Source organism: Lysobacter spongiicola DSM 21749, from assembly GCF_900167055.1.
In the GTDB taxonomy this organism is placed as follows: domain Bacteria; phylum Pseudomonadota; class Gammaproteobacteria; order Xanthomonadales; family Xanthomonadaceae; genus Novilysobacter; species Novilysobacter spongiicola.
This window is the reverse complement of sequence record NZ_FUXP01000007.1, coordinates 1-24,755: the sequence shown is the minus strand read 5'-3', so window position 1 is coordinate 24,755 and position 24,755 is coordinate 1. Positions and strand designations below refer to the sequence as shown.

At 68.3% G+C, this 24,755-nt stretch carries 24 protein-coding genes and 1 tRNA gene; 10 read left to right on the top strand and 15 right to left on the bottom strand.

What is annotated here, in order from left to right; genetic code table 11:
- Window positions 1-76 precede the first annotated feature (76 nt).
- Entirely contained in the window at window positions 77-1,465 is a 1,389-nt protein-coding gene (locus tag B5D37_RS09760) for an FAD-binding oxidoreductase (RefSeq protein WP_078758545.1), read from the bottom strand.
- 126 nt (window positions 1,466-1,591) lie between these two features.
- On the opposite strand from B5D37_RS09760, the gene serA reads away from it, so the two are divergent.
- Entirely contained in the window at window positions 1,592-2,827 is a 1,236-nt protein-coding gene (gene serA, locus B5D37_RS09755; RefSeq protein WP_078758544.1) for a phosphoglycerate dehydrogenase, read from the top strand.
- A gap of 21 nt (window positions 2,828-2,848) precedes the next feature.
- Here the strand turns inward: serA and B5D37_RS09750 are convergent, their stop codons facing one another.
- Window positions 2,849-3,418, bottom strand: a complete 570-nt coding sequence (locus B5D37_RS09750) for an NUDIX hydrolase (protein WP_078758543.1) — start codon at window positions 3,416-3,418, stop codon at window positions 2,849-2,851.
- Between the two features lie 253 nt (window positions 3,419-3,671).
- On the opposite strand from B5D37_RS09750, the gene nhaC reads away from it, so the two are divergent.
- From nhaC to B5D37_RS09720, 6 genes are read left to right on the top strand one after another with little or no spacing between them, the layout of a single operon-like run.
- Window positions 3,672-5,171: a Na+/H+ antiporter NhaC gene (nhaC, locus tag B5D37_RS09745; RefSeq protein ID WP_078758542.1), complete on the top strand. Its 1,500-nt coding sequence runs from the start codon at window positions 3,672-3,674 to the stop codon at window positions 5,169-5,171.
- Window positions 5,172-5,179: 8 nt separating this feature from the next.
- On the top strand, window positions 5,180-6,532 hold the full coding sequence (locus B5D37_RS09740) for a sodium-dependent transporter (protein WP_078758541.1): 1,353 nt from the start codon (window positions 5,180-5,182) through the stop codon (window positions 6,530-6,532).
- 46 nt (window positions 6,533-6,578) lie between these two features.
- The gene (locus B5D37_RS09735) at window positions 6,579-7,214 is read left to right on the top strand and encodes a methylthioribulose 1-phosphate dehydratase (protein WP_078758540.1); all 636 of its coding nucleotides are present in this window, start codon (window positions 6,579-6,581) and stop codon (window positions 7,212-7,214) included.
- A complete protein-coding gene (locus B5D37_RS09730) occupies window positions 7,211-7,768 on the top strand; it encodes a 1,2-dihydroxy-3-keto-5-methylthiopentene dioxygenase (RefSeq protein WP_078758539.1) in 558 nt (185 codons plus the stop codon). Before B5D37_RS09735 ends, B5D37_RS09730 begins: the two co-directional genes overlap by 4 nt.
- On the top strand, window positions 7,765-8,469 hold the full coding sequence (gene mtnC / locus B5D37_RS09725) for an acireductone synthase (protein WP_078758538.1): 705 nt from the start codon (window positions 7,765-7,767) through the stop codon (window positions 8,467-8,469). Before B5D37_RS09730 ends, mtnC begins: the two co-directional genes overlap by 4 nt.
- Window positions 8,466-8,951, top strand: coding sequence for a GNAT family N-acetyltransferase (locus B5D37_RS09720; RefSeq protein WP_234987797.1), 486 nt, complete (start codon window positions 8,466-8,468; stop codon window positions 8,949-8,951). The genes mtnC and B5D37_RS09720 overlap by 4 nt, the downstream gene beginning before the upstream one ends.
- Before the next feature lie 10 nt (window positions 8,952-8,961).
- Here the strand turns inward: B5D37_RS09720 and B5D37_RS09715 are convergent, their stop codons facing one another.
- The 10 genes from B5D37_RS09715 to B5D37_RS09670 all read right to left on the bottom strand — a co-directional run bounded on the left by B5D37_RS09715 (window position 8,962) and on the right by B5D37_RS09670 (window position 18,219).
- The gene (locus tag B5D37_RS09715) at window positions 8,962-10,611 is read right to left on the bottom strand and encodes a calcineurin-like phosphoesterase C-terminal domain-containing protein (protein ID WP_078758632.1); all 1,650 of its coding nucleotides are present in this window, start codon (window positions 10,609-10,611) and stop codon (window positions 8,962-8,964) included.
- 110 nt (window positions 10,612-10,721) lie between these two features.
- Window positions 10,722-11,348 carry a bifunctional phosphoribosyl-AMP cyclohydrolase/phosphoribosyl-ATP diphosphatase HisIE gene (hisIE, locus tag B5D37_RS09710; RefSeq protein WP_078758537.1) on the bottom strand — a complete coding sequence of 209 codons (627 nt, stop codon included), beginning with the start codon at window positions 11,346-11,348 and terminating at the stop codon, window positions 10,722-10,724.
- Window positions 11,341-12,114 (bottom strand): imidazole glycerol phosphate synthase subunit HisF, encoded by a 774-nt coding sequence (gene hisF / locus B5D37_RS09705; RefSeq protein ID WP_078758536.1) that lies wholly within the window; start codon window positions 12,112-12,114, stop codon window positions 11,341-11,343. The genes hisIE and hisF overlap by 8 nt, the downstream gene beginning before the upstream one ends.
- The gene (locus B5D37_RS09700; protein ID WP_234987805.1) at window positions 12,108-12,887 is read right to left on the bottom strand and encodes a 1-(5-phosphoribosyl)-5-[(5-phosphoribosylamino)methylideneamino]imidazole-4-carboxamide isomerase; all 780 of its coding nucleotides are present in this window, start codon (window positions 12,885-12,887) and stop codon (window positions 12,108-12,110) included. The genes hisF and B5D37_RS09700 overlap by 7 nt, the downstream gene beginning before the upstream one ends.
- A gap of 5 nt (window positions 12,888-12,892) precedes the next feature.
- Entirely contained in the window at window positions 12,893-13,498 is a 606-nt protein-coding gene (gene hisH / locus B5D37_RS09695; protein ID WP_078758534.1) for an imidazole glycerol phosphate synthase subunit HisH, read from the bottom strand.
- Entirely contained in the window at window positions 13,495-14,577 is a 1,083-nt protein-coding gene (hisB, locus tag B5D37_RS09690) for a bifunctional histidinol-phosphatase/imidazoleglycerol-phosphate dehydratase HisB (protein ID WP_078758533.1), read from the bottom strand. Before hisB ends, hisH begins: the two co-directional genes overlap by 4 nt.
- A complete protein-coding gene (gene hisC / locus B5D37_RS09685; RefSeq protein ID WP_078758532.1) occupies window positions 14,574-15,683 on the bottom strand; it encodes a histidinol-phosphate transaminase in 1,110 nt (369 codons plus the stop codon). The genes hisB and hisC overlap by 4 nt, the downstream gene beginning before the upstream one ends.
- Window positions 15,680-16,975, bottom strand: coding sequence for a histidinol dehydrogenase (hisD, locus tag B5D37_RS09680; RefSeq protein ID WP_078758531.1), 1,296 nt, complete (start codon window positions 16,973-16,975; stop codon window positions 15,680-15,682). The genes hisC and hisD overlap by 4 nt, the downstream gene beginning before the upstream one ends.
- A complete protein-coding gene (gene hisG, locus B5D37_RS09675) occupies window positions 16,972-17,883 on the bottom strand; it encodes an ATP phosphoribosyltransferase (protein WP_078758530.1) in 912 nt (303 codons plus the stop codon). Before hisG ends, hisD begins: the two co-directional genes overlap by 4 nt.
- A 24-nt stretch (window positions 17,884-17,907) precedes the next feature.
- Window positions 17,908-18,219: a YerC/YecD family TrpR-related protein gene (locus B5D37_RS09670; protein WP_078758529.1), complete on the bottom strand. Its 312-nt coding sequence runs from the start codon at window positions 18,217-18,219 to the stop codon at window positions 17,908-17,910.
- 170 nt (window positions 18,220-18,389) lie between these two features.
- Here B5D37_RS09670 and B5D37_RS09665 point away from each other — a divergent pair, with 170 nt between their 5' ends.
- Window positions 18,390-20,288 (top strand): sensor domain-containing diguanylate cyclase, encoded by a 1,899-nt coding sequence (locus tag B5D37_RS09665; RefSeq protein WP_159447375.1) that lies wholly within the window; start codon window positions 18,390-18,392, stop codon window positions 20,286-20,288.
- A gap of 30 nt (window positions 20,289-20,318) precedes the next feature.
- Here B5D37_RS09665 and B5D37_RS09660 read toward each other — a convergent pair whose 3' ends face one another.
- Together B5D37_RS09660 and hisS are read right to left on the bottom strand one after the other, a co-directional pair.
- A complete protein-coding gene (locus tag B5D37_RS09660) occupies window positions 20,319-22,208 on the bottom strand; it encodes an HAL/PAL/TAL family ammonia-lyase (RefSeq protein ID WP_143814249.1) in 1,890 nt (629 codons plus the stop codon).
- Window positions 22,205-23,584, bottom strand: coding sequence for a histidine--tRNA ligase (gene hisS, locus B5D37_RS09655; RefSeq protein ID WP_078758527.1), 1,380 nt, complete (start codon window positions 23,582-23,584; stop codon window positions 22,205-22,207). Before hisS ends, B5D37_RS09660 begins: the two co-directional genes overlap by 4 nt.
- 130 nt (window positions 23,585-23,714) lie before the next feature.
- Here hisS and B5D37_RS09650 point away from each other — a divergent pair.
- Window positions 23,715-23,791 (top strand) — tRNA-Pro (locus B5D37_RS09650).
- Between the two features lie 169 nt (window positions 23,792-23,960).
- Window positions 23,961-24,461 (top strand): hypothetical protein, encoded by a 501-nt coding sequence (locus B5D37_RS09645; RefSeq protein WP_078758526.1) that lies wholly within the window; start codon window positions 23,961-23,963, stop codon window positions 24,459-24,461.
- Here the strand turns inward: B5D37_RS09645 and B5D37_RS09640 are convergent.
- The coding region (locus B5D37_RS09640; RefSeq protein WP_143814063.1) for an integrase core domain-containing protein at window positions 24,450-24,755 on the bottom strand (306 nt) is incomplete at its 5' end. The two genes, B5D37_RS09645 and B5D37_RS09640, sit on opposite strands and share 12 nt — an antisense overlap.

Sequence of the window (24,755 nt, the reverse complement as noted above, 5' to 3'; positions counted from 1 at the left end):
ACCGGCGAACACGGCCCAATCCCATGACGCACCGCCCGGTTGGAGAGGCAATGGATCGACCGGGTTCAGCGCGGGGTCAGTCCGGGAACACCTTGCCCCGGTTCATGATGCCGTCCGGGTCCAGTACCCGGCGGATGCCACGCATGACCTCGATCTCGGCCACGCTGCGGGTGCCCTGCAGGTAAGGCTTCTTGACCAGCCCGATGCCGTGCTCGGCCGAGATGCTGCCGCCATGCCGGGCCAGCACGTCCGAGAGCAACCGTGTGACCTGCTCGCAGCGGCCGATGAACGCCTGCTCGGCCATACCCTCCGGCCGCAGCACGTTGATATGGAGGTTGCCATCGCCGATGTGCCCGAACCAGACCACCTCGAAGTCGGGGTAACCCTCACCCAGAAGACCCTGGATCTCGGCCAGGAAGGCCGGCATTGCGCCTACCCGCACCGACACATCGTTCTTGTAGGGCCGCCTGGGCGCCAGGCTTTCGGTGATGCCTTCGCGCAGCTGCCAGATTTGCGCGGCCTGCGCGTCACTCTGGCTGACCACGCCATCGACCACCAGCCCGGCCTCCATCGCACGTTCGAAAGCGGCCATTGCAGCCGCCTCCCCCGCTTCGTCGGCGACAGCGAACTCCACCACCACGTAATACGGATGCACCTGGTCGAAAGGGTCCGAAGCGCCATGGCCCACCACGTGGCGAAGCGCCACGTCGGTGAAGAATTCGAACGCCTCCAGTTGCAGACGCTCCCGGAACACAGAGAAGACCTCCATGACCGCTTCGAACGCCGGCAGGGCCAGCAGCATCACGTTGGTGGGCGGCGGTGACGGGGCCAGCTTCAGCGTCGCCTCGACCACGATCCCAAGCGTGCCCTCGGACCCGACAAGCAGGTGTCGCAGGTCGTAGCCGCTGGAATTCTTGACCAGGCCACGGTTGAGCTCGAGCAGTTCGCCGCGGCCAGTCACGACGGTGAGGCCGGCGATCCATTCGCGCGTGTTGCCATGGCGCAGCACCCGGATCCCGCCCGCGTTCGTCGCGATGTTGCCGCCGATGGTGCACGACCCGCGCGATCCGAAGTCCACCGGGTAGGCCAGGCCATGACTGCGCGCCGCCTCCTGCACCACCTGCAGCACGGCGCCCGCCTGCACCTGCAGCGTCCGGTCGACGGGGTCGAAGCCGAGGATGCGGTTCATCCGCTCCAGGCTGACCACCAGCTCGCCATTGGCCGCCACGGCGCCGCCGGACAGGCCGGTGCGTCCACCCGAAGGCACCAGCACCACGCCCTCGCGGCGTGCCCATTGCACGATGCCGACCACGTCCTGCGCCTGGCGCGGGAACGCGATGGCAAGTGGCGCCGGCGTCCAGCGGCGCGTCCAGTCGCGGCCGAAGTGCTCGAGCTCCGCGGGGCCACATTCCAGCTGCAGCCCCGGCAGCACGGAGCGCAGCGATTCCAGGCGCGGATCGGTCATCGGGGGGTTGCTCGCTAACGGGAATCCGAGCCTGCCAGCCGCGGGGCCTGCCCGTCCACTGGCCACCGCGGCAGCACGGCGCGGATTCTGCGATATTCGGAACCTCCGCTCGAGCGACACCCACACGTGGCCAGGACGTCCTACCCGAAGCACGAGATTCGCATCCTGCTGCTGGAAGGCATCAGCCAGAACGCCGTCGAACAGTTCCGCGCCGCTGGCTATTCGCGCATCGACCAGTTCGACAAGTCGTTGCCGGAAGACGAGCTGCGCAGGCAGGTGGCCGATGCGCACTTCATCGGCATCCGCTCGCGCACCCAGCTCACCGCCGAGGTACTGGGCGAGGCCCGCAGGCTGCTGGCAGTAGGCTGCTTCTGCATCGGCACCAGCCAGGTGGACCTGGATGCGGCGGAGCGCCTGGGCATCCCGGTGTTCAACGCGCCCTACTCCAACACCCGCAGCGTGGCGGAGCTGGTGGTGGCCGAGGCGATCATGCTGATGCGCGGCATCCCGCGGAAGAACGCAGCCTGCCACCGCGGTGGCTGGGAGAAGTCGGCGGCCGGCAGCCACGAGGCCCGTGGTAAGACCATCGGCATCGTCGGCTACGGCCACATCGGCACCCAGGTCGGCCTCATCGCCGAGAACCTGGGCATGCGCGTGCTCTTCCATGACATCGAGGCCAAGCTCGCGCTCGGCAACGCGCGCCCGGTCGACAGCCTCGACAGCCTGCTGGAGCAGAGCGACGTGGTGACCCTGCACGTGCCCGAGACACCGGCCACGCGCCTGATGATCGGCGAGCCGCAATTGTCGAGGATGCGGCGCGGCAGCCACCTGATCAACGCCTCGCGCGGAAGCGTGGTCGACATCGAAGCGTTGGCAGCGGCGTTGCGCTCGGGCCACCTGGGCGGGACGGCAGTGGATGTGTTCCCGGTCGAACCAAAGGGCAACGACGATGTGTTCGAGTCGCCGCTGGCCGGCATCGACAACGCGCTGCTGACCCCGCACATCGGCGGCAGCACGCTGGAGGCGCAGGACAACATCGGCCTGGAAGTGGCGGCCAAGCTGGTGCGTTACAGCGACAACGGCTCGACCCTCTCCGCGGTCAACTTCCCCGAGGTCACCCTGCCCGAGCACACCGGCAGCCGGCGGCTGCTGCACATCCACCGCAACGTGCCGGGCATGATGTCGCGGGTCAACGGCATCTTCTCGCAGCGCAACGTCAACATCGACGGCCAGTACCTGCGTACGCATCCGGAAGTCGGCTACGTGGTGATCGACGTGGACGCCAGCGAGGAACAGGCCACGGAGCTGAAGGAGGAGCTGGCGGCGATCGACGGCACCCTGCGGACCCGCATCCTGTATTGACGGCTGGCGCTCGGGCGCTCGCTATTGCCGCGCCGACCGCGCCACCCACTTTTCCGCCATGCGCCGCAGGGAGGGATCGGCTTCCGGATCCTCCAGGACCTGCGCGACCTCCCGCCATGCCAGGTCGAGCGATTCCTCGCTGACCACGAACTCCTCGCCCGCCTCCGCCCGCACCACGTAACGCACGTCGTAGTGCCAGTGACCCGGCACGGCGCCCCGCTCCGGGATCCAGTGGCGGTCCAGGTCGAAGATCTTCGCCTCGCCCACCAGCCCCTCCAGGCCCGATTCCTCGGTCGCCTCCCGCAATGCCACGCGGGCCAGGTCCATGTCGCCATCGGCATGCCCACCGAGCTGTAGCCAGCGGCCGAGCTTGCGGTGGTGGGTCAGCAGGGTGCGGGTGCCACTGCGGTCCACCAGCCAGCTGGAAGCGGTGAAATGGCCGGCCAGGCGCGCCCTCTCGAATGGCGCCTCCGGATCGTCGAGCAGCGCCTCGAACAGGTCCACCACCTCGGCCTCCGCAGGCCATTGCCGGCGATAACGGGAGAGGCTGCCAAGCAGGTGTGAATGGTCGGAGGGTGGGGCGTGATGCATACGGGAAAGTACGTCCGGCAGGAGGGATCATGACAAGCGCAAGCACGGCTTGCCGGCTGTTTCGCGGCTGGGGTATGGTGGCCCGCCACTCGTCGCGCGCCAAGGGCGACGTGCTTGGCGGCAACATCGCGCCGCCGCTTGTTCAACCCGGGGAATCCATGTCCAGCAAGTCGTCCAGCATCGAGCCGAGCGCTTCGGCGGGCCGCCCGGTACCCATGATCCTGTCCCCGCACCCGTGCGGAATCCACTGCGGATGAGCACTGCAGCGCCCAGGGAGCCCTCCCTGCTGCAGGCTTTGCTGCCGCTGCTGCTTCTTGTCCTGTTGCTGGGCGCCGCGGTCTACCTCTACGGCGACAACGCCTCCTACGGCGCCAACCAGGTCTCGCTGATGATTGCCGGCGGTGTCGCCGCGCTGGTCGGCATCCGCAACGGGATGCGCTGGGACGACATCCAGGACAGCCTGGTACGCGGCATCTCGCTGGCGATCGTGCCTATCTTCATCCTCCTCGCCGTGGGTGCGCTGATCGGCACGTGGATCCTCAGCGGCACCGTACCGACCCTGATCGTGTACGGGCTGAAGCTGTTGCACCCCTCGTTCTTCTTCCCGGCGGTGTGCCTGATCTGCGCGATCGTCGCCCTTGCGATCGGCAGCTCGTGGACGGTCGCGGGCACGCTCGGCGTGGCCCTGATCGGCGTCGCGCAGGGGCTGGACATGTCCCCGGCAATCACCGCCGGCGCCGTGATCTCCGGCGCCTACTTCGGCGACAAGATGTCCCCGCTGTCGGACACCACCAACATCGCGCCGGCGGCCGCGGGCAGCGAGCTGTTCGAGCACATCCGCCACATGATCTGGACGACCGGTCCGAGCTTCCTGATCGCGCTGGTCCTGTTCGCGATCATGGGTATGGGCAGCCAGGCGGCGGGCGTGGGCGGCGACGCCTTCGGTGACCTTCCGCAGGTGCTCGGGGCGCAGTTCGACCTGGGCTGGTACCTGCTGATCCCGATGGCCGTGGTATTCGCGCTGGCGGCGATGCGCTTTCCCGCCTTCCCCAGCATCCTGATCGGCGCGCTGCTCGGCGCGGTGTTCGCGGTGATCTTCCAGCCCGAACTGGTGGTCAAACTCGCCGACAGGGAAACCCTGGCCCGCCCGATGGCGCTGCTTTCGGGCGCGTGGATGGCGATGTTCGACGGCTACAACGCCAGCACCGGCAACGCCGCGGTGGACGACCTGCTCACCCGCGGCGGCATGTCCAGCATGCTCAACACGGTGTGGCTGATCGTCTGCGCGATGGGCTTCGGCGCGGTCATGGAATCCACCGGCCTGCTCGAGCGCATGATCCGCAGCGTGCTCAAGGCGGCGCGCTCCACCGGCTCGCTGATCACCGCGACCCTGGGCACTGCGATCGGAGCCAACGTGGTGGCGGCCGACCAGTACATGGCGATCGTGCTGACCGGGCGCCTGTTCCGCCCCGAGTACGAGAAGCGCGGGCTGGCACCGGTGAACCTGTCCCGGGCACTGGAAGATGGCGGCACCATCACCTCGCCCCTGGTGCCGTGGAATACCTGCGGTGCCTACATGGCCGCGACGCTGGGCGTCGCCACCCTCGATTACCTGCCGTACGCGTTCTTCAACCTCGCCAGCCCCTTGGTGGCGGCCGTCCTGGCGTATGCGGGATTCAAGATCCTGCGCATGCCTCCGCGCGATTCGATGTCGCCTGAAGCCGCCCCGTCCACTACCGGTACCAGAGCCTGAGCCTTCCCATGGAAAAGACCTCGATCCACGGCATGTGGTCATCGCGCCTCGCCTTCATCCTCGCAGCCACGGGCTCGGCCGTCGGGCTGGGCAACATCTGGCGCTTCCCGTACCTGGTCTCCGACAACGGCGGCGGCGCGTTCGTGCTGGTGTACATGGGCTGCATCTTCCTGGTCGGCCTGCCGGTGCTGATCGCCGAGATCCTGCTTGGCCGCCATGGCCGCCGCAGCCCGGTCAACACCCTGCTCGACCTTGCGCGCGAAACAGGCGCGGCCAAAGCCTGGGCCGGCATCGGCTGGATCGGCATCATCGCCGGCGTGCTGATCCTGAGCTTCTACAGCGTGGTCGGCGGCTGGACGCTGCACTACGCCTGGCTGTACCTGATGCAACTCTTCGGCGGTGCCCCGATCGATGATCCCGCCGCCGCCTTCAGTGCCCTGCTCGCCGATCCGCTTGAACTGACCTTCTGGCACGCCGCCTTCATGTTGCTGACGGTGGGCGTGGTCGCACTGGGCGTGGAGAAGGGCCTGGAGCGGGCGGTCAGCTTCCTGATGCCGGCGCTGTTCCTGATGCTGTTGTTGCTGGTGGGCTATGGCGCCACGACGGGGCACCTCGGGCAGGCTGCAGCCTTCCTGTTCCAGCCGGACTGGTCGAAGGTCAACGGAGGCGTGTTCGTGGCGGCGCTGGGCCAGGCCTTCTTCACCCTCAGCCTTGGCATGTGCACGATGATGACCTACGGCGCCTACCTGCCGAAAGACGTCTCGATCCCCAAAACCGGCGCGGTGGTCGCGGTCGCCGATACGGGCGTGGCACTGCTGGCGGGCCTTGCGATCTTCCCGATCGTGATCGCTTTCGGCATCGACCCCGCGGGTGGTGGTCCCGGCCTGATCTTCACCTCGCTGCCGCTGGCGTTCAACGCGATGTCGATGGGCGTGATCTACGGCCTGCTGTTCTTCGGACTGCTGTTCGTCGCTGCCTGGACCTCCTCGATCTCCCTGCTGGAGCCGGCCACCGCCTACCTGGTGGAGCGGGGCCGCACCAGCCGCCGCACGGCCGCGCTGTCCATGGCTGCCCTGTGCTGGGTGCTCGGCCTGGCGTCGGTGCTGTCGCTCAACGTGCTGTCGGACGTGCGCATCTTCGACCGCGACATCATGGGCTTCATCGAACTGGTCGCCAGCGAGATCATGCTGCCGCTGGGCGGGCTGCTGATCGCGCTGTTCGCGGGTTGGGCGCTGAAGGAATCGGTGCTGCGCGAGCAGCTCAAGGGGCTGTCGCCTGCCCTGTTCACGCTGTGGCGCTGGCTGGTGCGCGTGGTCGCCCCGCTGCTGGTGCTGGCGGTGCTGCTGAACGTCCTGTTCTGATCCGCGAGGGCCGGCGTCCACGCCGGCTTCGCGATAAACTGCCGGGATGGAAAACCGGCCCTATGACGCGCAGCGGCTGGCCCGCTGCGCCAGCGAGATCGCCTCTTCCGTGCGCGAGCTTTCCGCGCGCGGCTGGACGCCCGCTACCAGCAGCAACTTCTCCATGCGGCTCGACGAGCGGCACGTGGCGATCACCGTTTCCGGCCGCGACAAGGGCCGGCTCACGGATGACGACGTCATGGTGGTCGACCTGTCGGGCAGCGCGGTCGCGACCGACCACCGCCCGTCCGCGGAGACCCTGCTGCATACGCAGCTTTACGCGCGTTTCCCCGACGTCGGATGCGTGCTGCACACCCACTCGCTCAACCAGACGGTGGCATCGCGGCTGTACGCCGGAGCCGGCCAGCTGCGGCTGGAAGGGTACGAGCTGCTGAAGGCCTTCAATGGCAACACCACCCACGAGGCGGCGATCGACCTGCCGGTCCTGCCCAACAGCCAGGACATGCACACCCTCGCCGCCCAGGTCGACGCGCTGCTCGACAACCAGCCCGTGTGGGGCTACCTGATAGACGGCCACGGCCTGTACGCCTGGGGCCGCGACATGGGCGAGGCGCGCCGCCACCTGGAGGCGTTCGAGTTCCTGATCGCCTGCGAGCTTGAACTGAGGAGACTGCACGCGTGAGCCGACTTCGGATTTTTGCCGAGAACGAACCCGGGACGCCGGTCAGCAGCACGACGGATCGCGGCCGGATGGCCGAAGAACTCGGGCGCATCGGCGTCGCGTTCGAGCAATGGGAGGCGAGCCAGCCGGTGGCCCCTGGCGATGCCCCCGAGGTGATCATGGCTGCCTACAGAGCGGACATCGACCGGCTGGTGGCGGAACGCGGCTTCAAGAGCGTCGACGTCGTCAGCATCGCGCCGGACAATCCGAACCGGGAAGAGATGCGGCGCAAGTTCCTCGACGAACACTTCCACAAGGAAGACGAGGTTCGCTTCTTCGTCGCCGGGTCCGGCCTGTTCACGCTGCACGTCGGCGACGGGGTCTACGAGGTGCTGTGCGAGGCCGGTGACCTGATCGCGGTCCCCGATGGCACCACCCACTGGTTCGACATGGGGCCGGAACCCAGCTTCGTCGCCATCCGGTTCTTCACCGAGCCCGATGGCTGGGTCGGCCACTTCACCGGCACCGACATCGCGCAGCGCTTCCCGCGACTGGATCCGGAGGCCGGCCGATGAGCGCACCCGTCTCGGCCGTGCTGACCGACATCGAGGGCACCACCAGCAGCATCTCGTTCGTCAAGGACGTGCTGTTCCCATACGCGCGCAAGGCGCTGCCGGGCTTCGTCAAGGCGCGCGCGCAGGACCCGGCGGTGCGCAAGTGGCTGGACGTGGTGGCCACCGAAAACGGCGGCGTCTGCCAGGACGCGGTGGTGGTCGAAGTCCTGCAGGGTTGGATCGACCAGGACCGCAAGCACACCGCGCTCAAGGCACTGCAGGGCATGATCTGGGCCGACGGCTACGCCACCGCCGATTTCACCGCCCACATCTACCCCGACGCGGCCGAGTCGCTGCAGCGCTGGAAAGCGGAAGGCACCCCGCTGTACGTCTATTCGTCGGGCAGCGTGCCGGCGCAGCGGCTGTTTTTCGGGCACAGCGACGCCGGTGACCTCACCCATCTGATCTCCGGCTGGTTCGACACCGAGGTCGGCGGAAAGCGGGAGGCCGGCAGTTACCGGAGCATCGCCGCCTCGATCGATGCACCCGCCAGTGAAATCCTGTTCCTGTCCGACGTCGTCGAAGAACTCGATGCCGCGCGCAAAGCCGGCCTGCAGACCGTCCTGGTGGACCGGCTGGAAGACTACCCGCAGCCGCGCCACGGAGATGCCACGAATGGCCACCGGCGCGTCGAGAGTTTCGCGGAGGTCGCGATCGGTTGAACCAGCGCATCGGATATCCGGATGGCGAAACGGTGCGAATCCGCACGGCCACACTCGGTGACCTGCCGGACATCGTCCGGATGTTGGCCGATGACCCGCTGGGTGCAACACGCGAGCAATACCGGTCGCCCCTCCCGGACACCTATGTCGCCGCCTTCAGTGCGATCGACGGCGACCCGAACAACGAGCTTGTCGTGCTGGAGCTTCTGGGCGCGGTCAAAGGCGTTCTGCAACTGACCTTCATCCCCCACATCACCCACCAGGGCGGCTGGCGCGCCCTGGTGGAAGGGGTGAGGGTCGATTCGGGTTCGAGGTCGCTCGGACTTGGCCGCCGCATGTTCGACTGGGCGATTGAACGTTCACGGGAGCGTGGCTGCCATCTGCTGCAACTCACCACGGACAAGGCGCGTCCGGAGGCCCTACGCTTCTATGAGGACCTCGGCTTCGTCGCCTCCCACGAAGGCATGAAGTTGCGCCTCTAGCGCACGCCGGCTATTCGCCGGCGTCCTGTAACTCGTAGGTCGTACTCGCGCGTTGCTCGCCCGTCCACGGGTCGAACACCCGGACCTCCACCCGGTGCTCGCCGGCCTCCAGGTCGGTCGGCAGTGCCCCCCGCCAGAGATGCTTGCCGGGCTGGGCTTCCGGCGACCGGTCGAAACCGCGCAGGGCGATGGCCTCGTCGTCGCGCACGTTCTCCACCAGCAGGCGCGGATCCGGGCGTTCGACACGCCGCATCGGCTTCCAGGCGCCATCATCGATACGGAATTCGACGCGGCTGTCGTCCATGCCCATGAAGACGTTCGCGTAGACGCCCCAGGCCGGATAGGCGCCACGACGAAGCACGCGCGGAGCGTGGAGCGCCATGGCCTCCGTCAGTGCGGGATCACCCGCCGGCAGCCGCGCGGGATGCCAGCTGAGGGCGTACTGGCCACCGGCACCCACGCGCAGGCGGGCGAAGCCGTTCGGGGTGCCATCCGCCATGGTCGTGTCGGGAATGCCCTGCGCATCCTCCACGCCCGACCAGAATGCCCCGCAGACCGCACCGACGTTGAACTCGTGCAGTGGCTCGCTTCCCTGCCATCCACTGGTCGCATCATGGAAGACATGCTGTTGCGTGTGGTTGTGCGCGCTGAGCAGCAGCACGTTCGGGAACCGGGACAGCAGGGTGAACAACCGCTCGCGGTCGGCGTCGCGGAAGGTGTCGCGACCGTCCGGTTCGAACAGCGGGATATGCAGTGCGACCACCAGCAGGCGCTCGACCGGCACCGTGGGCAGGTAGGCCTCCAGGAAGCGGAACTGCTCCTCCCGGAAGCCGCCGATGTAGGCCGGGGACTGTCCGGGCTGGTGGATGACGTCGTCGAGCAGCAGGAATGTAGCCCGCTGCTCCTCCCAGGCGAAGGTGTCGGGGCCGAACACGTGGCGGAAGCTGAGCAGAGCATCGTCGTCCCGCCCGGCGTCCAGATCCATGTCGTGGTTGCCCGCCACATGCAGCCATGGCACCCCTAGCGAGGCGGTGTGCGCGTTCAGCGCCGGATACAGGGAGAGGTCATCGTCGACCACGTCCCCGAGCGTCAGGCCCAGGTCGGCGTTGGCACCCTGCTCCAGCAACGGCTGGATGATGTCGCGGTGGTAGTAGTCCACGTCCACTTCCGACTTCACCTGGGGATCGGCGAAGACCAGTACCTGCAGCTCGTCATCGCCGGCGGCGGCCGGGACCAGCGGGAAGTTCCGGCAATTGGCATCCTCCACGGGAATGCCCCCGAACCGGACGGGCGGCCCGGGCTGCGTGCGCAGGTTGCGCCAGTAGTCCGGCAGTCCGTTGCCCCGATCCGGCATGGCGTAGCCCGGCGGCTTGATCACGAAGGTGGTTCGACCGTCCACCGCAGGCAACTCGTAGCGGCCGTCGGCGTCGGTGGTGACGATGTGGACGCCATCCGACACCTTGACGTCGGGAATGCCGGGGCCGTCTACGACCTGGCCGTTGGCGGGGTCGCGATTCTCGAACACGTAGCCGGCGTTGCAGGGCTCGGCGGCGATGGCGGCGGGGGGCACGGCCAATGCCAAAGCCATGAGCAGGCCACGGCCAAGCGAGTGGCGGCAGGAGTGGGTGGCGGGCGCGGGCCGTGCTTCGGTCGGATCCATGCCGCCATTCTCCTTCAAGGCCGCGGATTTTGTAGGAGCGGCTTCAGCCGCGATCGGGGGCTGAGACCTGAGCTCGAGTCTCGGATCGCGGCTGAAGCCGCTCCTACATGTCACCGGTGGCGGGTGCGCAGCATGTCGACAGCGTCACCGAGGCCAAGGCCACGGGCGCGCAGCAGGACCTGCAGGTGGAACAACAGGTCGGCGGCCTCCCCCAGCAGTGCCTGGTCGTCCTGGGCCACCGCCGCCAAGGCCGTTTCGACGCCCTCTTCGCCCACCTTCTGCGCAATCCGACGTACGCCGGATTCGAACAGGCGGGTCGTGTAGCTGCCTTCCGGCCGTTCGCGCTCACGGTCTGCCACCAGGACGTCGAGTTCGGCCAGGAAGTCCCCGGGCGCGTCCGGAAAGCAACTGGTGCGGTCGAGGTGGCAGGTCGGCCCGCGCGGGCGCGCGAGGACCAGCAAGGTGTCGGCGTCGCAATCGGTCTCGATCCCCACCAGGTCCAGCACGTTGCCCGAGCTCTCGCCCTTGGTCCACTGCCGTTGGCGGCTGCGGCTGTAGAAGGTCACCTGCCCCTTCTCACGCGTGGCCTGCAGCGCCTGCCGGTCCATGTAGCCGAGCATCAGCACACGGAGCGTGTCGGCATCCTGGACGATGGCCGGCAACAGGCCGGTCGCCGCATCCCAGGCAAGCGTTGAAGGATCGGGGAAATCACCTTCGACGGTGACGGAGTCAACCATGGCGCACCTCGATGCCCTGCCCTTGCAGGTATCGCTTGAGTGGGGGAATGGCAATGGCACCGGAGTGGAAGACGCTGGCGGCAAGGGCGCCGTCGACATCGGCCTGCTTGAAGGCCTCGGCGAAGTGTCCCGGCGTACCGGCGCCACCCGAGGCGATCAACGGGACCGCGCACACCGCCCTGACCGCACGCAGCTGTTCGAGGTCGTAGCCGGCACGCACACCGTCGCTGCCCATGCAGTTCAACACCACTTCGCCCGCGCCCAGCGCCTGCACCTCGACCACCCAGTCCAGGGTCCGTCGGGGCAGTGCCTGTGTCCGGTCCGGATCGCCGGTGAACTGTCGCACCCGCCACTCGCCGTCGCCGTCGCGCAGGCTGTCGATGCCGACCACCACGCACTGCACGCCGAACGCCTCCGCCAGCTCGGCAACCAGCTCCGGCCGCAGCAGCGCGGGCGTGTTCACCGACACCTTGTCGGCACCGGCATGTAGCACCCGGCGTGCCTGCTCGACACTGCGGATGCCGCCGGCCACGCAGAACGGGATGTCAATGGCCCGGGCCACGCGCTCGACCCATTCCACTCCCACACTGCGCCCTTCCGGGCTGGCGGTGATGTCGTAGAACACCAGCTCGTCGGCGCCTTCGTCGCGATACCGCAGCGCCAGCTCGACGATGTCGCCCATGTCGACGTGGTCGCGAAAGCGCACGCCCTTGACCACCCGCCCCTCGCGCACGTCGAGGCAGGGAATGATGCGCCGGCTCAACATGGCGCACGCTCCTCCGCCAGCGCACCCACCAGGTCGAGCCGGCCGTCGAGCAAGGCCTTGCCCAGCACCGCTGCCGCGCATCCTGCATCACGCGCAGCCCTGACATCGGCGACGTCGCGGATGCCGCCGGACGCCTGCAACAGCACATCCGGAGCGATGGCGTGCAGTTGCCGGTACAGGCCAAGGTTGGGGCCGGCGAGCATGCCGTCCTTCGCGATGTCGGTGCACAGCAGGTGGCGCAGGCCCGCATCCATGTAGTGGCGAAGCAGCGGTTCGAGCTCAACGCCGCTGTCGCGTGTCCAGCCGGCAGTCGGCAGCAGCCATCGCCCATCGGAGGCCTGCCGCGCGTCCAGAGCGACGGTGATGCGCTCCGGCCCGAAGTCGGCCAGCCATCCCGCGATCATTTCCGGCTCCCGCACCGCCAGGGAGCCGATCACGACGCGGTCGGCGCCCGCATCGAAGATGGCGCGCAGGCCCGATTCATCGCGCACGCCGCCGCCCGTTTGCACCTGCAGTGCAGTGGTCGCCTTCAGCTCGGCCAGCAGTGGCTTGAGTGTGTAGCCACCCGCGCGGGCGGCGTCGAGATCGACCAGGTGCAGCCATCCCGCCCCGGCCGTGGCGTAGGCGCGGGCCGCTTCCAGCGGTTCCACCGGGTAGCGGGTCTCCGATGCGTAGTCACCCTGCCGCAGCCGTACCACCCGGCCCTCGCGCACGTCGATCGCGGGCAGCAGGGTGAAGCCGGCCTCCGGCGCCTGGACGCCGGTGTTGTCCATCATGCTCATTGCAGGCGCTCCGACAGGAAATTGCCCAGCAGGCGCGCACCGGCGCCGGCGGAACGTTCGGGGTGGAACTGGGCGCCCCAGCGGTTGCCGGCACGTACCACAGCACTGAAGGGGGTGCCGTGCACGCATCGTGCGATCGTTTCCGGACCCACCGGCGCGGCATAGCCATGCACGAAATACGCCCATTCGCCTCCGCCCATGCCATCCAGCAGCGGATCCGGCTCTCCCACCAGCTCAAGGCGGTTCCAGCCCATGTGCGGGATCCGGGCGCCATCGGCCGCGGACATGCGCGCCACCCGTCCGGGCAAAAGCCCCAGGCACGGCACGCCGCCTTCCTCGGATGATTCGTAGAGCAACTGCATGCCCAGGCAGATGCCGAGCAATGGCTGGCGCAGCCCACGCAGCACCGACACCAGTCCGAGCTCGTGCAGCCTGGCCATGCCGGCCGCGGCAGCGCCGACGCCCGGGAGGATGACCCGTTCCGCGGAGGAAATGATGCCGGGGTCGGCGCTTACTTCCACCCGCGCCCCCAGCCGCTCGAACGCGTAGCGGACCGAGCCCAGGTTCGCGCCGCCGGCATCCACCAGCACCACCCCGGTCACAGCGCCCCCTTGGTGCTCGGCAACTCGTTGCCTTCGCGGCGCAGCGCCTGGCGCAACGCGCGCGCGACCACCTTGAAGCAGGCCTCGACCTTGTGGTGGTCGTTGTCGCCCTGCACCTTCAGGTTCATGTTGAGACCGGCGGCGTCGCACAGCGAGCGGAAGAAGTGCGGCACCAGCTCGGTCGGCATGTCGCCCACCCGCTCGCGCCGGAAATCCCCGTCGAACACGAAATAGGCGCGGCCGGAGATATCCAGCGCCACGCTCGCGAGCGCCTCGTCCATCGGCAGGCAGAAGCCGTATCGCCCGATGCCACGTTTGTCGCCCAGCGCTTCCCGTAGTGCTGTACCCAGCGCCAGTGCACAGTCCTCGATGGTGTGGTGCTCGTCCACCTGCAGGTCGCCCTCGCAGGTGAGCGACAGCGCGAACGCGCCGTGCTTGCCGAGCTGCTCCAGCATGTGGTCGAAGAACGGCAGGCCGGTGCGTACCGCCGGCTCGACGGTGCGATCCAGGTCGACACTCACCTGGATCGCGGTCTCCTTGGTCTTGCGCTCCACCGTGGCGGTGCGCGGCGCGCGCGCCAGCTCATGGGCGATGCCAGGCCAGTCCCAGTCGCCGCCGAACTGCGGCGTGCGCAACTGGAAGGCACGGATGCCAAGGTTGCGGGCGAACGCATTGTCGGTTTCGCGGTCCCCGACCATGGCCGAGCGGCTCCAGTCGATGGTGCGGTCCTTGAGGTAGGGCAGCGCGAGGCCGATGCCGGGCTTGCGCGTAGGCGCGTTGTCCGCGGGCAGGCTGCAGTCCACCAGCACATCGCGGAAGACGATGCCCTGGCTCTCGAACACCTGCATCATCAGCCCGTGCGGGCCGTCGAAATCTTCCCGGGGAAATGCGTCGGTCCCGAGGCCATCCTGGTTGCTGACCATCACGAACTGGTAGCCGGCGTCGCGCAGCTCCAGCATCGCCGGGATGACACCACGCACCAGGCGCAGTTTGTCGAAGCGGTCGATCTGGAAGTCATCGGGCTCCTCGATCAGGGTGCCGTCGCGATCGACGAACAGCAGCGGCGTGAGGGCACTCATGCGGGTTGCTCCATGCCGACGACGGCGTTGATGACCCGGTCGTTCTGCTCCGGGGTACCGATGGTGATGCGCAGCGCGTCGCCCAGGCCCGGGGCAGTGCGTTGGTCACGCACCACGATGCCGGCGTCCAACAGCCGCCGGTACGCCGCCTCGGCATCCGAGAAACGCACCAGCAGGAAGTTCGCCCGCGATGGATACACGCGCACGACACCGGGCGAAGCTTCGAGCCTCGCACGCAGCCTTGCGCGCTCGGCCACCACGCGCCCGACCTTGACCCGTGTGTCGACCAGCACGGCCGGCGCCACCGCCTGCCGGGCGACCGCAACACACGGCTCCGGCACCGGATACGGCGCCTGGCAGCGCCGCAGCACCTCGATCAGCGAAGCGTCGGCAATGACGCTTCCGATGCGGGCCCCGGCCAACGCGTGCGCCTTCGACAACGTGCGCAGCACGGCGATGTTGCGTCGGCCAGTTAGCAGGGAGACGGCGGATTCGGCTTCGGCAAACTCACCGTAGGCCTCGTCCACCACCACGATGGCCTGCCCATCCAGACGAATGGCAAGGGTTTCGATGGCATCCAGTGGCAGCAGGTTTCCGGTGGGATTGCCGGGCGAGCACAGGAACACCAGGCGGACCCCCTCCTCCAGTGCAACGTCACCAACCCGCGCGAAGTCACAGGCAAAGCCTTCGGCCGGAAGATCCTGCAGTGGCACCTCCACCACGCGCGTCCCGTGCAGCCGCGCGCACACCGCATACATGCCGAACGTCGGCGGGCATGTCAGCACCGCATCACCGCCCGGACGACACAGCGCGCGCAGCAACAGGTCGATGGCCTCGTCGCTGCCCCGTCCGACCAGCAATTGGTCAACCTTGGCGCCATACAACTTCGCCAACGACTCGCGCAGGGCGTGCGGCTGCGGATCCGGGTAGCGCCGGAGACGCTCCGTGCCCGGGCTGCCGTTGGTCCACGGCGATTCGTTGGCATTGAGCCACGCGTTGCCGGCGGCCGTGGTGCCACGTGCCGACACATAGCCGGTGAAGTCGCGAAGATCCTCGCGGACCAGCGTACGGGGGTCCGTCGACGCGATGTGGCTGGGCGGTCTCATGCTGCATCCAGCCGTACTGAGACAGCACGGGCATGTGCGCCAAGCCCCTCGGCGTTGGCGAGCTCGACGGCGCACGGGCCGATCGCCTGCAGCCCGCGCCGGTCCACTTCCTGCACCGTGATCGCCACCTGAAAGCTGGACACGTTCAGGCCACCGGTGCAGCGGGCCGCGCCGCCGGTCGGCAGGACATGGTTGGTACCGCTGCAGTAGTCCCCCAGCGCTTCCGGCGACCAGTCGCCCAGGAACACCGAACCGGCAGCCTGCACCCGCGGGAGCCAGGCGCGCGCGTCGCGCAGCGCCAGTATCAGGTGCTCGGGCGCGTACTCGTTGCTGATCGCGATGGCGTCCTCCAGGGAGTCGACGCGGATCATTGGAGAATCAGCCAACGCCTGGCGCGCGATCGCCGAGCGCGGCAGTTCCGCCAGTTGCTCCCCGATCGCGACGGCCACGCGATCCAGCAGGTCCTCGTCGTTGCTCACCAGGATCACCTGGGAATCGGGGCCATGCTCGGCCTGCGACAGCAGGTCGGCGGCCACGAATTCGGCCGGAGCCCCCGCATCGGCGATGACCAGCACTTCCGAAGGGCCAGCGGGCATGTCGATCGCCGCGCCCCCTTCCGCCATCGACACTTGGCGCTTGGCTTCGGTCACCCAGGCGTTGCCGGGGCCGAACAACTTGTCGCAGGCCGGGATGCTCGCAGTGCCGAAGGCCATCGCCGCGATCGCCTGCACGCCGCCCACCTTGAACACCCGGCGGATCCCGCAGCGCGCGGCAGCGACAAGCACTGCCGGATCGGCACTTCCGTCCTTCCGTGGTGGGGTGCACATCACCGGCTCCGGGCAACCCGCCAGCCGCGCCGGCACGCCCAGCATCAAGGCCGTCGATGGCAACGGCGCCGAACCCGCCGGCACGTACAGCCCGACCCGCCGGATGGGGCGGAGGATGCGTTCGCAGCGCACGCCGGGAGCGGTATCTACGGCATACGGCTGCGTCATGCCTGCCAGGTGGAAGGCTTCGATCCTGCCGGCAGCGGCGTCGATCGCGGCCCGCAGGGAGGCCGACACGGCCTCCTGCGCCGCGGCGAATTCGGCTCCGGTCACTTCAACCGCTTCGAGGTCGACGCCATCGAATCGCGCGGTCAAAGCCCGCACCGCGTCGTCGCCTCCGGTCCGCACCTGCTCCAGCAACGCACCGACCGCCACGCGGGTGTCTTCGGCGGTCACCTGCGCCGGCCGGCGCAGCGCCTCGCGGCGGGCAACGGAATCAAGCCGGCTCCACTGCAATCGCTTCATGCCAGCATGCCCTCGACCGGCAACACCATCAGCCCGCTCGCTCCGGCCCGCTTCAGTTCTTCCAGCCGTTGCCAGGTGACTGCGCCGTGGCATAACGCCTGCAGTGCGAGGTGGTCGGCACCATCGATCTGCATCACCGTCGGCGCTTCGGCATCGGGCAGCAAGGGCAGCAAGGCCGGCAGGGAGGCGCGCTCGGCCTGGAACATCAACAGCTTGCTGTGGCGGATCCGCAGCGCCCCATCGAGCCGGCGCAACAGCATCGACGCCAGCTCTCCGCGGGCGGCGTCGAACTCGTGCACCGGCCCGGCCAGCACCGCTTCGCTCTCGAACAGGGTCGCCACCGGCTTGAGCTGGTTCGCCGCCAGCGTGGCGCCACTGGAGACCAGGTCGCAGATGGCATCGGCCTGGCCAAGCCGGGGCGCGATCTCGACCGAACCCGACAGCAGCACCACCTCCGCGGATACGCCTTCGTCCGCAAGCCACTGCGACAGCAGCGCGGGATAGCTGGTGGCGATGCGCATGCCGTCCAGCTGCCGCGGGGACTTCCACTCCCACCCCTCCGGCACCGCCAGCGCAAGCCGGCAGTCACCGAACCCGAGCGCACGCAGCTCCCGATAGGCCGTGGGCTTTCCGGCCGCCCGGCGCTCACCGTCCTGCTCGGTCATGACGTTACGGCCGACCACGCCAAGATCGCAGACACCATCGGCAATCAGGCCGGGGATGTCGTCGTCGCGAACCAGCAGCAGGTCCACCGGCAGGGTCTCGCCGTAGCAGAACAGGCGGTCGCGGCTTTCCCGCCAGCTGAGGCCGCAGGAGGCCAGCAGCGCCCTGGCGGGGTCGGCCAGGCGGCCGCTCTTCTGGATCGCGATGCGCAGGCGATCGCGGGGTGTGGCATTGGGTGGGGACATCGGAATTCCTGGAATACGGGAGGCTCAGGCGCCCCGGGGTCGTGTGCGTCGGATCGCGGCGGCATAGCCACCGGCGCCGGTTTCGATGGTGCGGGCGACGCGGCCGATGGTGGTTACGCTGACCGCGGTGCGGTCGTGGATCTCGCGATACGGGACCTGCTCCATCAGCAGGGGGACCACCCGCCAGCGGTCCGTCATCGCCTCCAGCTCCGCCGGCGTACAAAGGTCCTCAAGGAAGCTCCTGACTTCGTCGGCGCCGCGGAGCGCCGCGAATGCGGAGGCGAGTTCGTCGAGGACATCGACATCGGTTGCGCTGGTGGAGGGGCGACGTTTCATCGTGTGTCAATGTAATAACGTGTTAGTACATTAGGGCAGGAGCGGCGGTGGGTCAAGGCCGGTTCTGGCGGCACAGTGCGTTCATCGAGCCATGCAGCCCCGTGGGGCTAGTACCCATTGCGATGCTGGATCAACGCGTGCCGACGGTGCGCCGGGGAGGACGACAGGACATGCGCCGCTTCGGGGCTGCGGCCCGATTCTGGATACTGCTGGTGGCATCGGCATGGCTTACGCCGAGCGTCGTCGCGGTGGCTGTCCCGTTGCAGGCGGCCACGCATCAAGTGGCTCCCCCGGTGACCGTGGAGCTGCAGCCGGACACCGGCAGCGTCGGGTTGTCTCCCTACGTCAGCTTCCACCACGATCCGGATGGCGAGCTCCGCGTGGCCGGTGCGAGGCGCCTGGCGGCGTCGGGCGGTTTCGAGCCCCTGCCCCAGGGCAATCCTGCTTTCGGCTTCCAGCCGGGCGCCTTCTGGTTCCACGTGCGGGTGGTGAACCATGATCCGGGCGAGCAGAAACGCTTCCTCGTGCAGGACTATCCGTTGAGCGATCGGCTGGACCTGTACGTGGTCGGTGCCGATGGCCAGGTGCGCCATGCAGCCGGCGGAGACAACCTGCCATTCGCCCGGCGCGCGGTGGAGTACCACATGCCGAGCTTCGAGCTGCTGCTGCCCGCCGGCGAGCCGGTCGACCTCCTGCTCCGGGTCCGCAGCCAGAGCTCGATGCAGGTGCCACTGGTGCTGCACACACCCGCCTCGCTCGCAGAGGCCATGCACGATGCGCAATGGGGCATCGGCCTGTACTACGGCATCCTGCTGGCCCTGTTCGTCTACAACCTGGTGTTGTGGCTGATGCTGCGCGACGCCAGTTACCTCTGGTACCTGCTGCACATCATCGCCTTCGGGCTGGTGCTGTTCACCCTCAATGGGCTGGGCTTCCAGTACCTGTGGCCGGATTCACCATGGTTCGCGGACCGGGCGGTGCCGCTGTCCATCTGCCTGGCCCAGGTGGGGATGCAGCAGTTCGCGCGCCATTTCCTGGAACTGCATGAGCGCTGGCGCTTCGGGGACCGGGTCGGCCTGGCAATGATCGGCTTCTTCGTGCTGCTGGCGATCGCCTCGCTGCAGCTGCCCTACCGGATCTCCACCCCGCTGGCGTCGGCGGCGGTGTTCGTGAGCATTGCCTGGATCGCTATTGAATCGATCGTGGTGATGTCGCGGGGTTACAAGCCGGCGCGGCTGTTCCTGCTGGCCTGGAGCATGTTCCTGCTCGGCACGGCGATGATCGCGGCCGTGGCGTTCGGCCTGTTGCCGAAGACCTTCGTCACCATCTATGGCGTGCAGATCGGTTCCGCGCTGGAGATGTTGCTGCTTTCGGTCGCCCTGGGCTACCGCTATGCAGCGCTGCGCAACGAGAACGAGCGCATCGTGCACCGGGCCAAGGCGGAACTGGAACGCCAGGTGGAGGAGCGCACCACCGAGCTGCGCAACGCGCTTGCCCAACTCGGCGATGCCCATGCGCGGCTGCGCGAATCCAGCCGGCGCGACGGATTGACCGGCCTGCACACCCGGGCCCACTTCCGCGAAGGCTTCGGGCAGTTGATTGCCCGCGCGCGCGCGAACGGCCGCCCGCTCTCGCTGCTGATGATCGACCTGGACCACTTCAAGCAGATCAACGACTGCCACGGCCACCTCGTCGGCGATGACTGCCTGCGCTGGGCCGCCCATGTGGTGGGGCAGGCGTTGCGTCCGCACGAGGCGCTGCTGGCACGCTTCGGCGGCGAGGAGTTCGTGGTTGGCCTGCCGGACCTGGGACGGACGGCGGCCACGGCCGTGGCGGCGGAGCTGGTGAGGCAGCTTCGGGCCTCGCCCTGCGAAAGCGGAGGACGGAGCATTGCGGTCACCGCGAGCATCGGCGTGCACGAGCTCGACCTGCTCGGAGGCGAGGACACCGACGCCGCGCTGCAATGCGCGGACGAGGCGCTCTACCAGGCCAAGGCCGACGGCCGTGACTGCGTGCGCTGGCTCCCGGAAGATGCCGTGCCGCCGCCCCGGACGCTGGCCCTGGGCTGATGGAAGGCCGGGCGCCGGGCCCGACCGCGGTCAGGCAGAGCGGGCAGCCGCCAGCACCCGGCCCTCGACCACCAGTTGCACGGCTTCGGCCACGTCGCGGTCCAGCGCGCGGTCGCGTTCGAGGAAGCCGATGCGCTCGCGGATCACTGCGTGGGCGGCGGCGACAGCAGCTCCCGGGCGGAACTCCGCGGAGCCGGCCAGCTCGTCCCGCAGCCCGGAGATCTCCGCGTGGAAGGTGCCCTGCCCCTCGGCGCCCGCCGGGATGCCGGACACCTTCTCCGCCAGCGCCCCGGAATCGCCCTCCCGGGCGAGGGCCCGCGCCGCATTGATCATGTCCAGCCGCAGGTCGAGTGCCTGGGCCGCGGTATAGAGCTCCAGGCCAAGCACCTTGCCCAGATCGTCCGCCATCGCCAGCACGTGCCGCGCCTCGTTGGCGCCCATCGACACATGGTCCTCGGCGTTCGCACTGGTCGGGATCGAGTACACCGACGCCGGCATCGCCCTGCTGGCGAGGTCGTTGACGATGGCGGCGGCGGTGTACTGCACGATCATGAAGCCGGACTCGGTCGCGTCCTCGTTGCCGATCAGGAAGGCCGGCAGGCCATCGTTGGTCGCGGGATCGACCAGCTTGTTGAGGCGGCGCTCGGAGATCGACGCCAGCACCGGGATGGCCGCCTTCACGTAGCTCATCGCCAGCGCCAGCGGCATGCCATGGAAGTGGCCGGCGGAGATCACCTGCTCCTCCACGTGTTCGGCCGCGGCATCGGGGAAGACGATCGGGTTGTCTGTCAGGGAGTTGAGCTCCACCTCCAGCACCCGGGCGGCCTGCGCCACCGCGTCGCGCACGGCCCCATGGACCTGCGGCACGCAACGCAGCGAATAGCTGTCCTGCGGCTGGTGCTTCTTGCCGCCACGGAATGGGCGGAAGCGGGTGTAGAACTTCTCGCGGCCCTGGCGCTGCGCCAGCGGCACCCAGTCCCAGCCGATATCGAAGCGCAGCGCCTGCAGTTCTTCCGTACCCCAGGACTGTGGCGTCCACGGCCTGAAGCGCGGCACCAGGTGGTACGGGATATTGGCGAGCGTCGACCCCTCCAGCAGCCTGCGCAGGTGCGCGGCGACCTCCACCTGGCCCGGATGGGGGCGGAGTGCGTGCACCTCTTCGGCGAACGCGCCCAGCCGGCCAGCGAAGGCATCGATGGTCATCGCCGCGGCAAGGTCGGCGGTGTCCAGCAGGTCCTCGAGCTTCGACAGCGCCAGCACACCACAGGCGAGCATCTGCGCGGTGCCGTTGTTGAGTGCCAGGCCCTCCTTGTACGACAGCGTGACCGGCTGCAGACCGGCGCGCGCGAGTGCTTCCGCACCCGCCAACCGCTCGCCCTGGTAGAAGGCTTCACCGCCACCCAGCAGCACGATGGCCAGGTGCGACAGCGGCGCGAGGTCGCCCGAGGCGCCGACCGAACCCAGTTGCGGCACCACCGGCACGATGCCGGCATTGAGCATGGCCGCAAGCGCCTGCAGGGTCTGCACGCGGATGCCGGAGTGGCCGCGCATCAGGGTGTTGATGCGGATGCACAGCATCGCCCGCACCACTTCCGGTGCGAACGGTTCACCCACGCAGACCGCGTGGGTCACGATCAGGTTGCGCTGCAGCTCCTCGTGCAGCGATTCGTGCGGGTTGGTGGCGTCGACCCCGGCGCCATTGCGCAGGCGCTGGTTGCCCAGCAGACGATCCGCGTTGCTGCCGAAGCCGGTGGACACGCCATAGATCGGCTCTTCGCGCCCGGCCTGTTCGGCCAGGAACTCGGCCGCGCGTGCGACCGCCGGCAACTGTGCTTCATCCAGCTCCACAGAAGCACCGTGCGCCACCGCCACCAGTTGCGGGCGCGTCAGCGAGCGGCCATCCAGGCGCACCGGCTTCACTCGCGCACCTCCACCAGCGGCTGGGCCAGCTCTACCTTCAGGGTCCGGGCGAGTTCGTCGCGGGTGACCTCGAACTGATCCTCCCTGCGCAGGTCCTTCACCGTCACCGTGCCCTTGGCGATTTCGTCCTCGCCCAGCACCGCAACGAAGCGGATGCCCGCGCGGTCGGCGTACTTGAACTGCTTGCCCAGCTTGGAAGGCTCCATCACCACCTCGACGTTGAGCCCGCCCTGGCGCAGTTCGCTGGCGACCGCCAGGCAGTGCGGGAGGCGGCTGGCGTCCATCTGGGTCACCAGTACCTGCACGGTACTTTCGGCGGCGTCGACCAGCCCCGCTTCGCGCAACTGCCAGAACAGGCGGGTCAGCCCGATGGAAATTCCGACACCGGGCAGCTTCGACTTGCTGTAATGGCTGGCGAGGTCCTCGTAGCGGCCGCCGGAGCAGATCGAGCCGATCTGGGGATAGTCGTCGAGCGTCGTCTCGTAGACGGTGCCGGTGTAGTAGTCCAGGCCGCGGGCGATCGAGAAGTTGAGTGCGTAGTCCGTCTCCGGCACGCCAAGTGCACGCACCAGTTCGAGCACCTCGCGCAGCTCCGCCACGCCTTCGCGCAGGTCGTCGTTGCCGCTGCCCAGCGCATCCAGGCGTGCCATCGCATCCGCGTGCGAGGTGGAACGGACCGAGACGAACTCCAGGATGGTGGCGACCGCACCCGGTGCCAGGCCAAATCCTTCACCGGTCAACGTGTCGCGCACGTAGTCGGCACCACGCTTGTCGAGCTTGTCGACCTCCCGCAACACCCGGGCCTGGAGGTCCGGATCAGCCACGCCCTGCGCTTCGAAGAAGCCGCGCATCAGCTTGCGGTTGTTGAGCTGGATGGTGAACCTGCCGATCGCCAACTCAGAGAACAGCGCATGGATGACGGCCGGGATCTCGGCGTCGAAACGTACGCTCAGCGCGTCCTTGCCGACCACGTCGATGTCGCACTGGTAGAACTCGCGGAAGCGGCCGCGCTGCGCCCGCTCACCCCGATACACCCGCTGCATCTGGTAGCGGCGGAACGGGAAAGCCAGGTCGTGCTCGTGCTCGGCGACATAGCGGGCCAGGGGCACGGTCAGGTCGAACCGCAGCGCCATCTCCGGCAGGCCATCGCCCGCCTTCTCCAGCGCTCCGGTGGATTGCACGAAGTACACCTGGCGCTCGGTCTCGCCGCCGGACTTGGTCAGCAGCACCTCGGAGAGCTCCATGACCGGGGTTTCCACCGGCAGGAAGCCGAAGCGCTCGAAATTGCGGCGGATCGTGTCCAGCATGCGCTGGAAGGCGATCTGGTCGGGAGGCAGCAGCTCCATGACCCCGGGCGGCGTACGCGGCTTGATCAAGCGGGACTCCAGGTAGAGAGGTTTGGCGGGTATCCCGACAGTTTACCGGCCGGCGTCGCCTGCCGCTTCAATCACCGACGGGGCTATTGCCTCGCCCTGCGCCAGGGTCTAAAATGCGCGGCTCTGCAGTCGGGGTGTAGCTCAGCCTGGTAGAGCGCTACGTTCGGGACGTAGAAGTCGCAGGTTCAAATCCTGTCTCCCCGACCATTTGCAGCAGAACGACGTGGAAGCCGGCCCAAGGGTCGGCTTCTTGCGTTCTGGGGACGGCTTCCGCCTGCATCTTCGTTACACGGGTCCCGATAGAGTGCCGACGATGGCAGCCCCCGGCATCCGCAGCAAGACACGCGATCCCCGCCCGCACACGAGGCTGGCGGGCATGCTGAAGATCATCTTCCGCGACCCGATGAGCCTGCTGACGCCTGCCCAGCGCGGGCAGTTGCTTGCCAACCAGTTGGAAGCGTCGCGGCCGGCATACTCGGTCCTGCTGCTCATGGGGTCGGCCCTGCTGGTACTGCTGGCGGGGCTGGAGGTGATGGGATGGGTGCCCGGCATCGGCTATCCGCCGGCACTGACCGCACTGGGGGCCCTGGGGCTGAGCTCCTTCTCGGTAGCAACGCTGCGCGTGCAGAACAACGGGGTGCTCGCGGCGACGCTTCTGGTCTATGGCGGCGGGCTCGCCTCGCTGATGTCGCTGCCACTGGACCCCGACACCATCCCGCCCGAGTTCCGCACCGCTCTCTTCGACCTGTTCCCGGTCGCCGCCCTGGCCCTGACCGTGCGGCGTACGGCGGTGCTGATGATCGTCGGACTGTTGGCGATCGTCGCGGTGCTGCGTATCGCCGTGTATCCGAATCCGGAGTCCGGGCTAGCTGTGTAAACCCAGCACGTTGTTCAGCGGGATGCGGGTAATGGGCGGCTTGTAGCCAAGACTGGCGTGTAGCCGATGCCAGTTGTAGTGGTGCAGCCAGCCCGGGAGGGCGCCTGCGCGCTGTTCGGAGTTGGCATAGGAGCGTGCGTAGGCCCATTCGCGCAGGCAGGTCTGGACCAGCCGCTCGGCCTTGCCGTTGGTACGCGGGGTATAGGGGCGCGTGCGCAGGTGGCGCATGCCGAGCCGGTGGACCAGGCGGCGGAAGCTGCGCGATCTGTAGCAGGCACCGTTGTCGGTCAGGAC

What these genes read in the sequence shown, in the direction of transcription:
- hisD (WP_078758531.1), bottom strand. Translation starts at nt 16,975, where the DNA reads ATGAAGCGATTGCAGTGGAGCCGGCTTGATTCCGTTGCCCGCCGCGAG.
- mtnC (WP_078758538.1), top strand. Translation starts at nt 7,765, where the DNA reads ATGAGCGCACCCGTCTCGGCCGTGCTGACCGACATCGAGGGCACCACC.
- B5D37_RS09735 (WP_078758540.1), top strand. Translation starts at nt 6,579, where the DNA reads ATGGAAAACCGGCCCTATGACGCGCAGCGGCTGGCCCGCTGCGCCAGC.
- hisG (WP_078758530.1), bottom strand. Translation starts at nt 17,883, where the DNA reads ATGTCCCCACCCAATGCCACACCCCGCGATCGCCTGCGCATCGCGATC.
- hisB (WP_078758533.1), bottom strand. Translation starts at nt 14,577, where the DNA reads ATGAGTGCCCTCACGCCGCTGCTGTTCGTCGATCGCGACGGCACCCTG.
- B5D37_RS09700 (WP_234987805.1), bottom strand. Translation starts at nt 12,887, where the DNA reads ATGGACAACACCGGCGTCCAGGCGCCGGAGGCCGGCTTCACCCTGCTG.
- hisC (WP_078758532.1), bottom strand. Translation starts at nt 15,683, where the DNA reads ATGAGACCGCCCAGCCACATCGCGTCGACGGACCCCCGTACGCTGGTC.
- hisF (WP_078758536.1), bottom strand. Translation starts at nt 12,114, where the DNA reads ATGTTGAGCCGGCGCATCATTCCCTGCCTCGACGTGCGCGAGGGGCGG.
- B5D37_RS09665 (WP_159447375.1), top strand. Translation starts at nt 18,390, where the DNA reads ATGCGCCGCTTCGGGGCTGCGGCCCGATTCTGGATACTGCTGGTGGCA.
- nhaC (WP_078758542.1), top strand. Translation starts at nt 3,672, where the DNA reads ATGAGCACTGCAGCGCCCAGGGAGCCCTCCCTGCTGCAGGCTTTGCTG.
- B5D37_RS09670 (WP_078758529.1), bottom strand. Translation starts at nt 18,219, where the DNA reads ATGAAACGTCGCCCCTCCACCAGCGCAACCGATGTCGATGTCCTCGAC.
- B5D37_RS09760 (WP_078758545.1), bottom strand. Translation starts at nt 1,465, where the DNA reads ATGACCGATCCGCGCCTGGAATCGCTGCGCTCCGTGCTGCCGGGGCTG.
- B5D37_RS09740 (WP_078758541.1), top strand. Translation starts at nt 5,180, where the DNA reads ATGGAAAAGACCTCGATCCACGGCATGTGGTCATCGCGCCTCGCCTTC.
- B5D37_RS09645 (WP_078758526.1), top strand. Translation starts at nt 23,961, where the DNA reads ATGCTGAAGATCATCTTCCGCGACCCGATGAGCCTGCTGACGCCTGCC.
- B5D37_RS09715 (WP_078758632.1), bottom strand. Translation starts at nt 10,611, where the DNA reads ATGGATCCGACCGAAGCACGGCCCGCGCCCGCCACCCACTCCTGCCGC.
- hisIE (WP_078758537.1), bottom strand. Translation starts at nt 11,348, where the DNA reads ATGGTTGACTCCGTCACCGTCGAAGGTGATTTCCCCGATCCTTCAACG.
- B5D37_RS09750 (WP_078758543.1), bottom strand. Translation starts at nt 3,418, where the DNA reads ATGCATCACGCCCCACCCTCCGACCATTCACACCTGCTTGGCAGCCTC.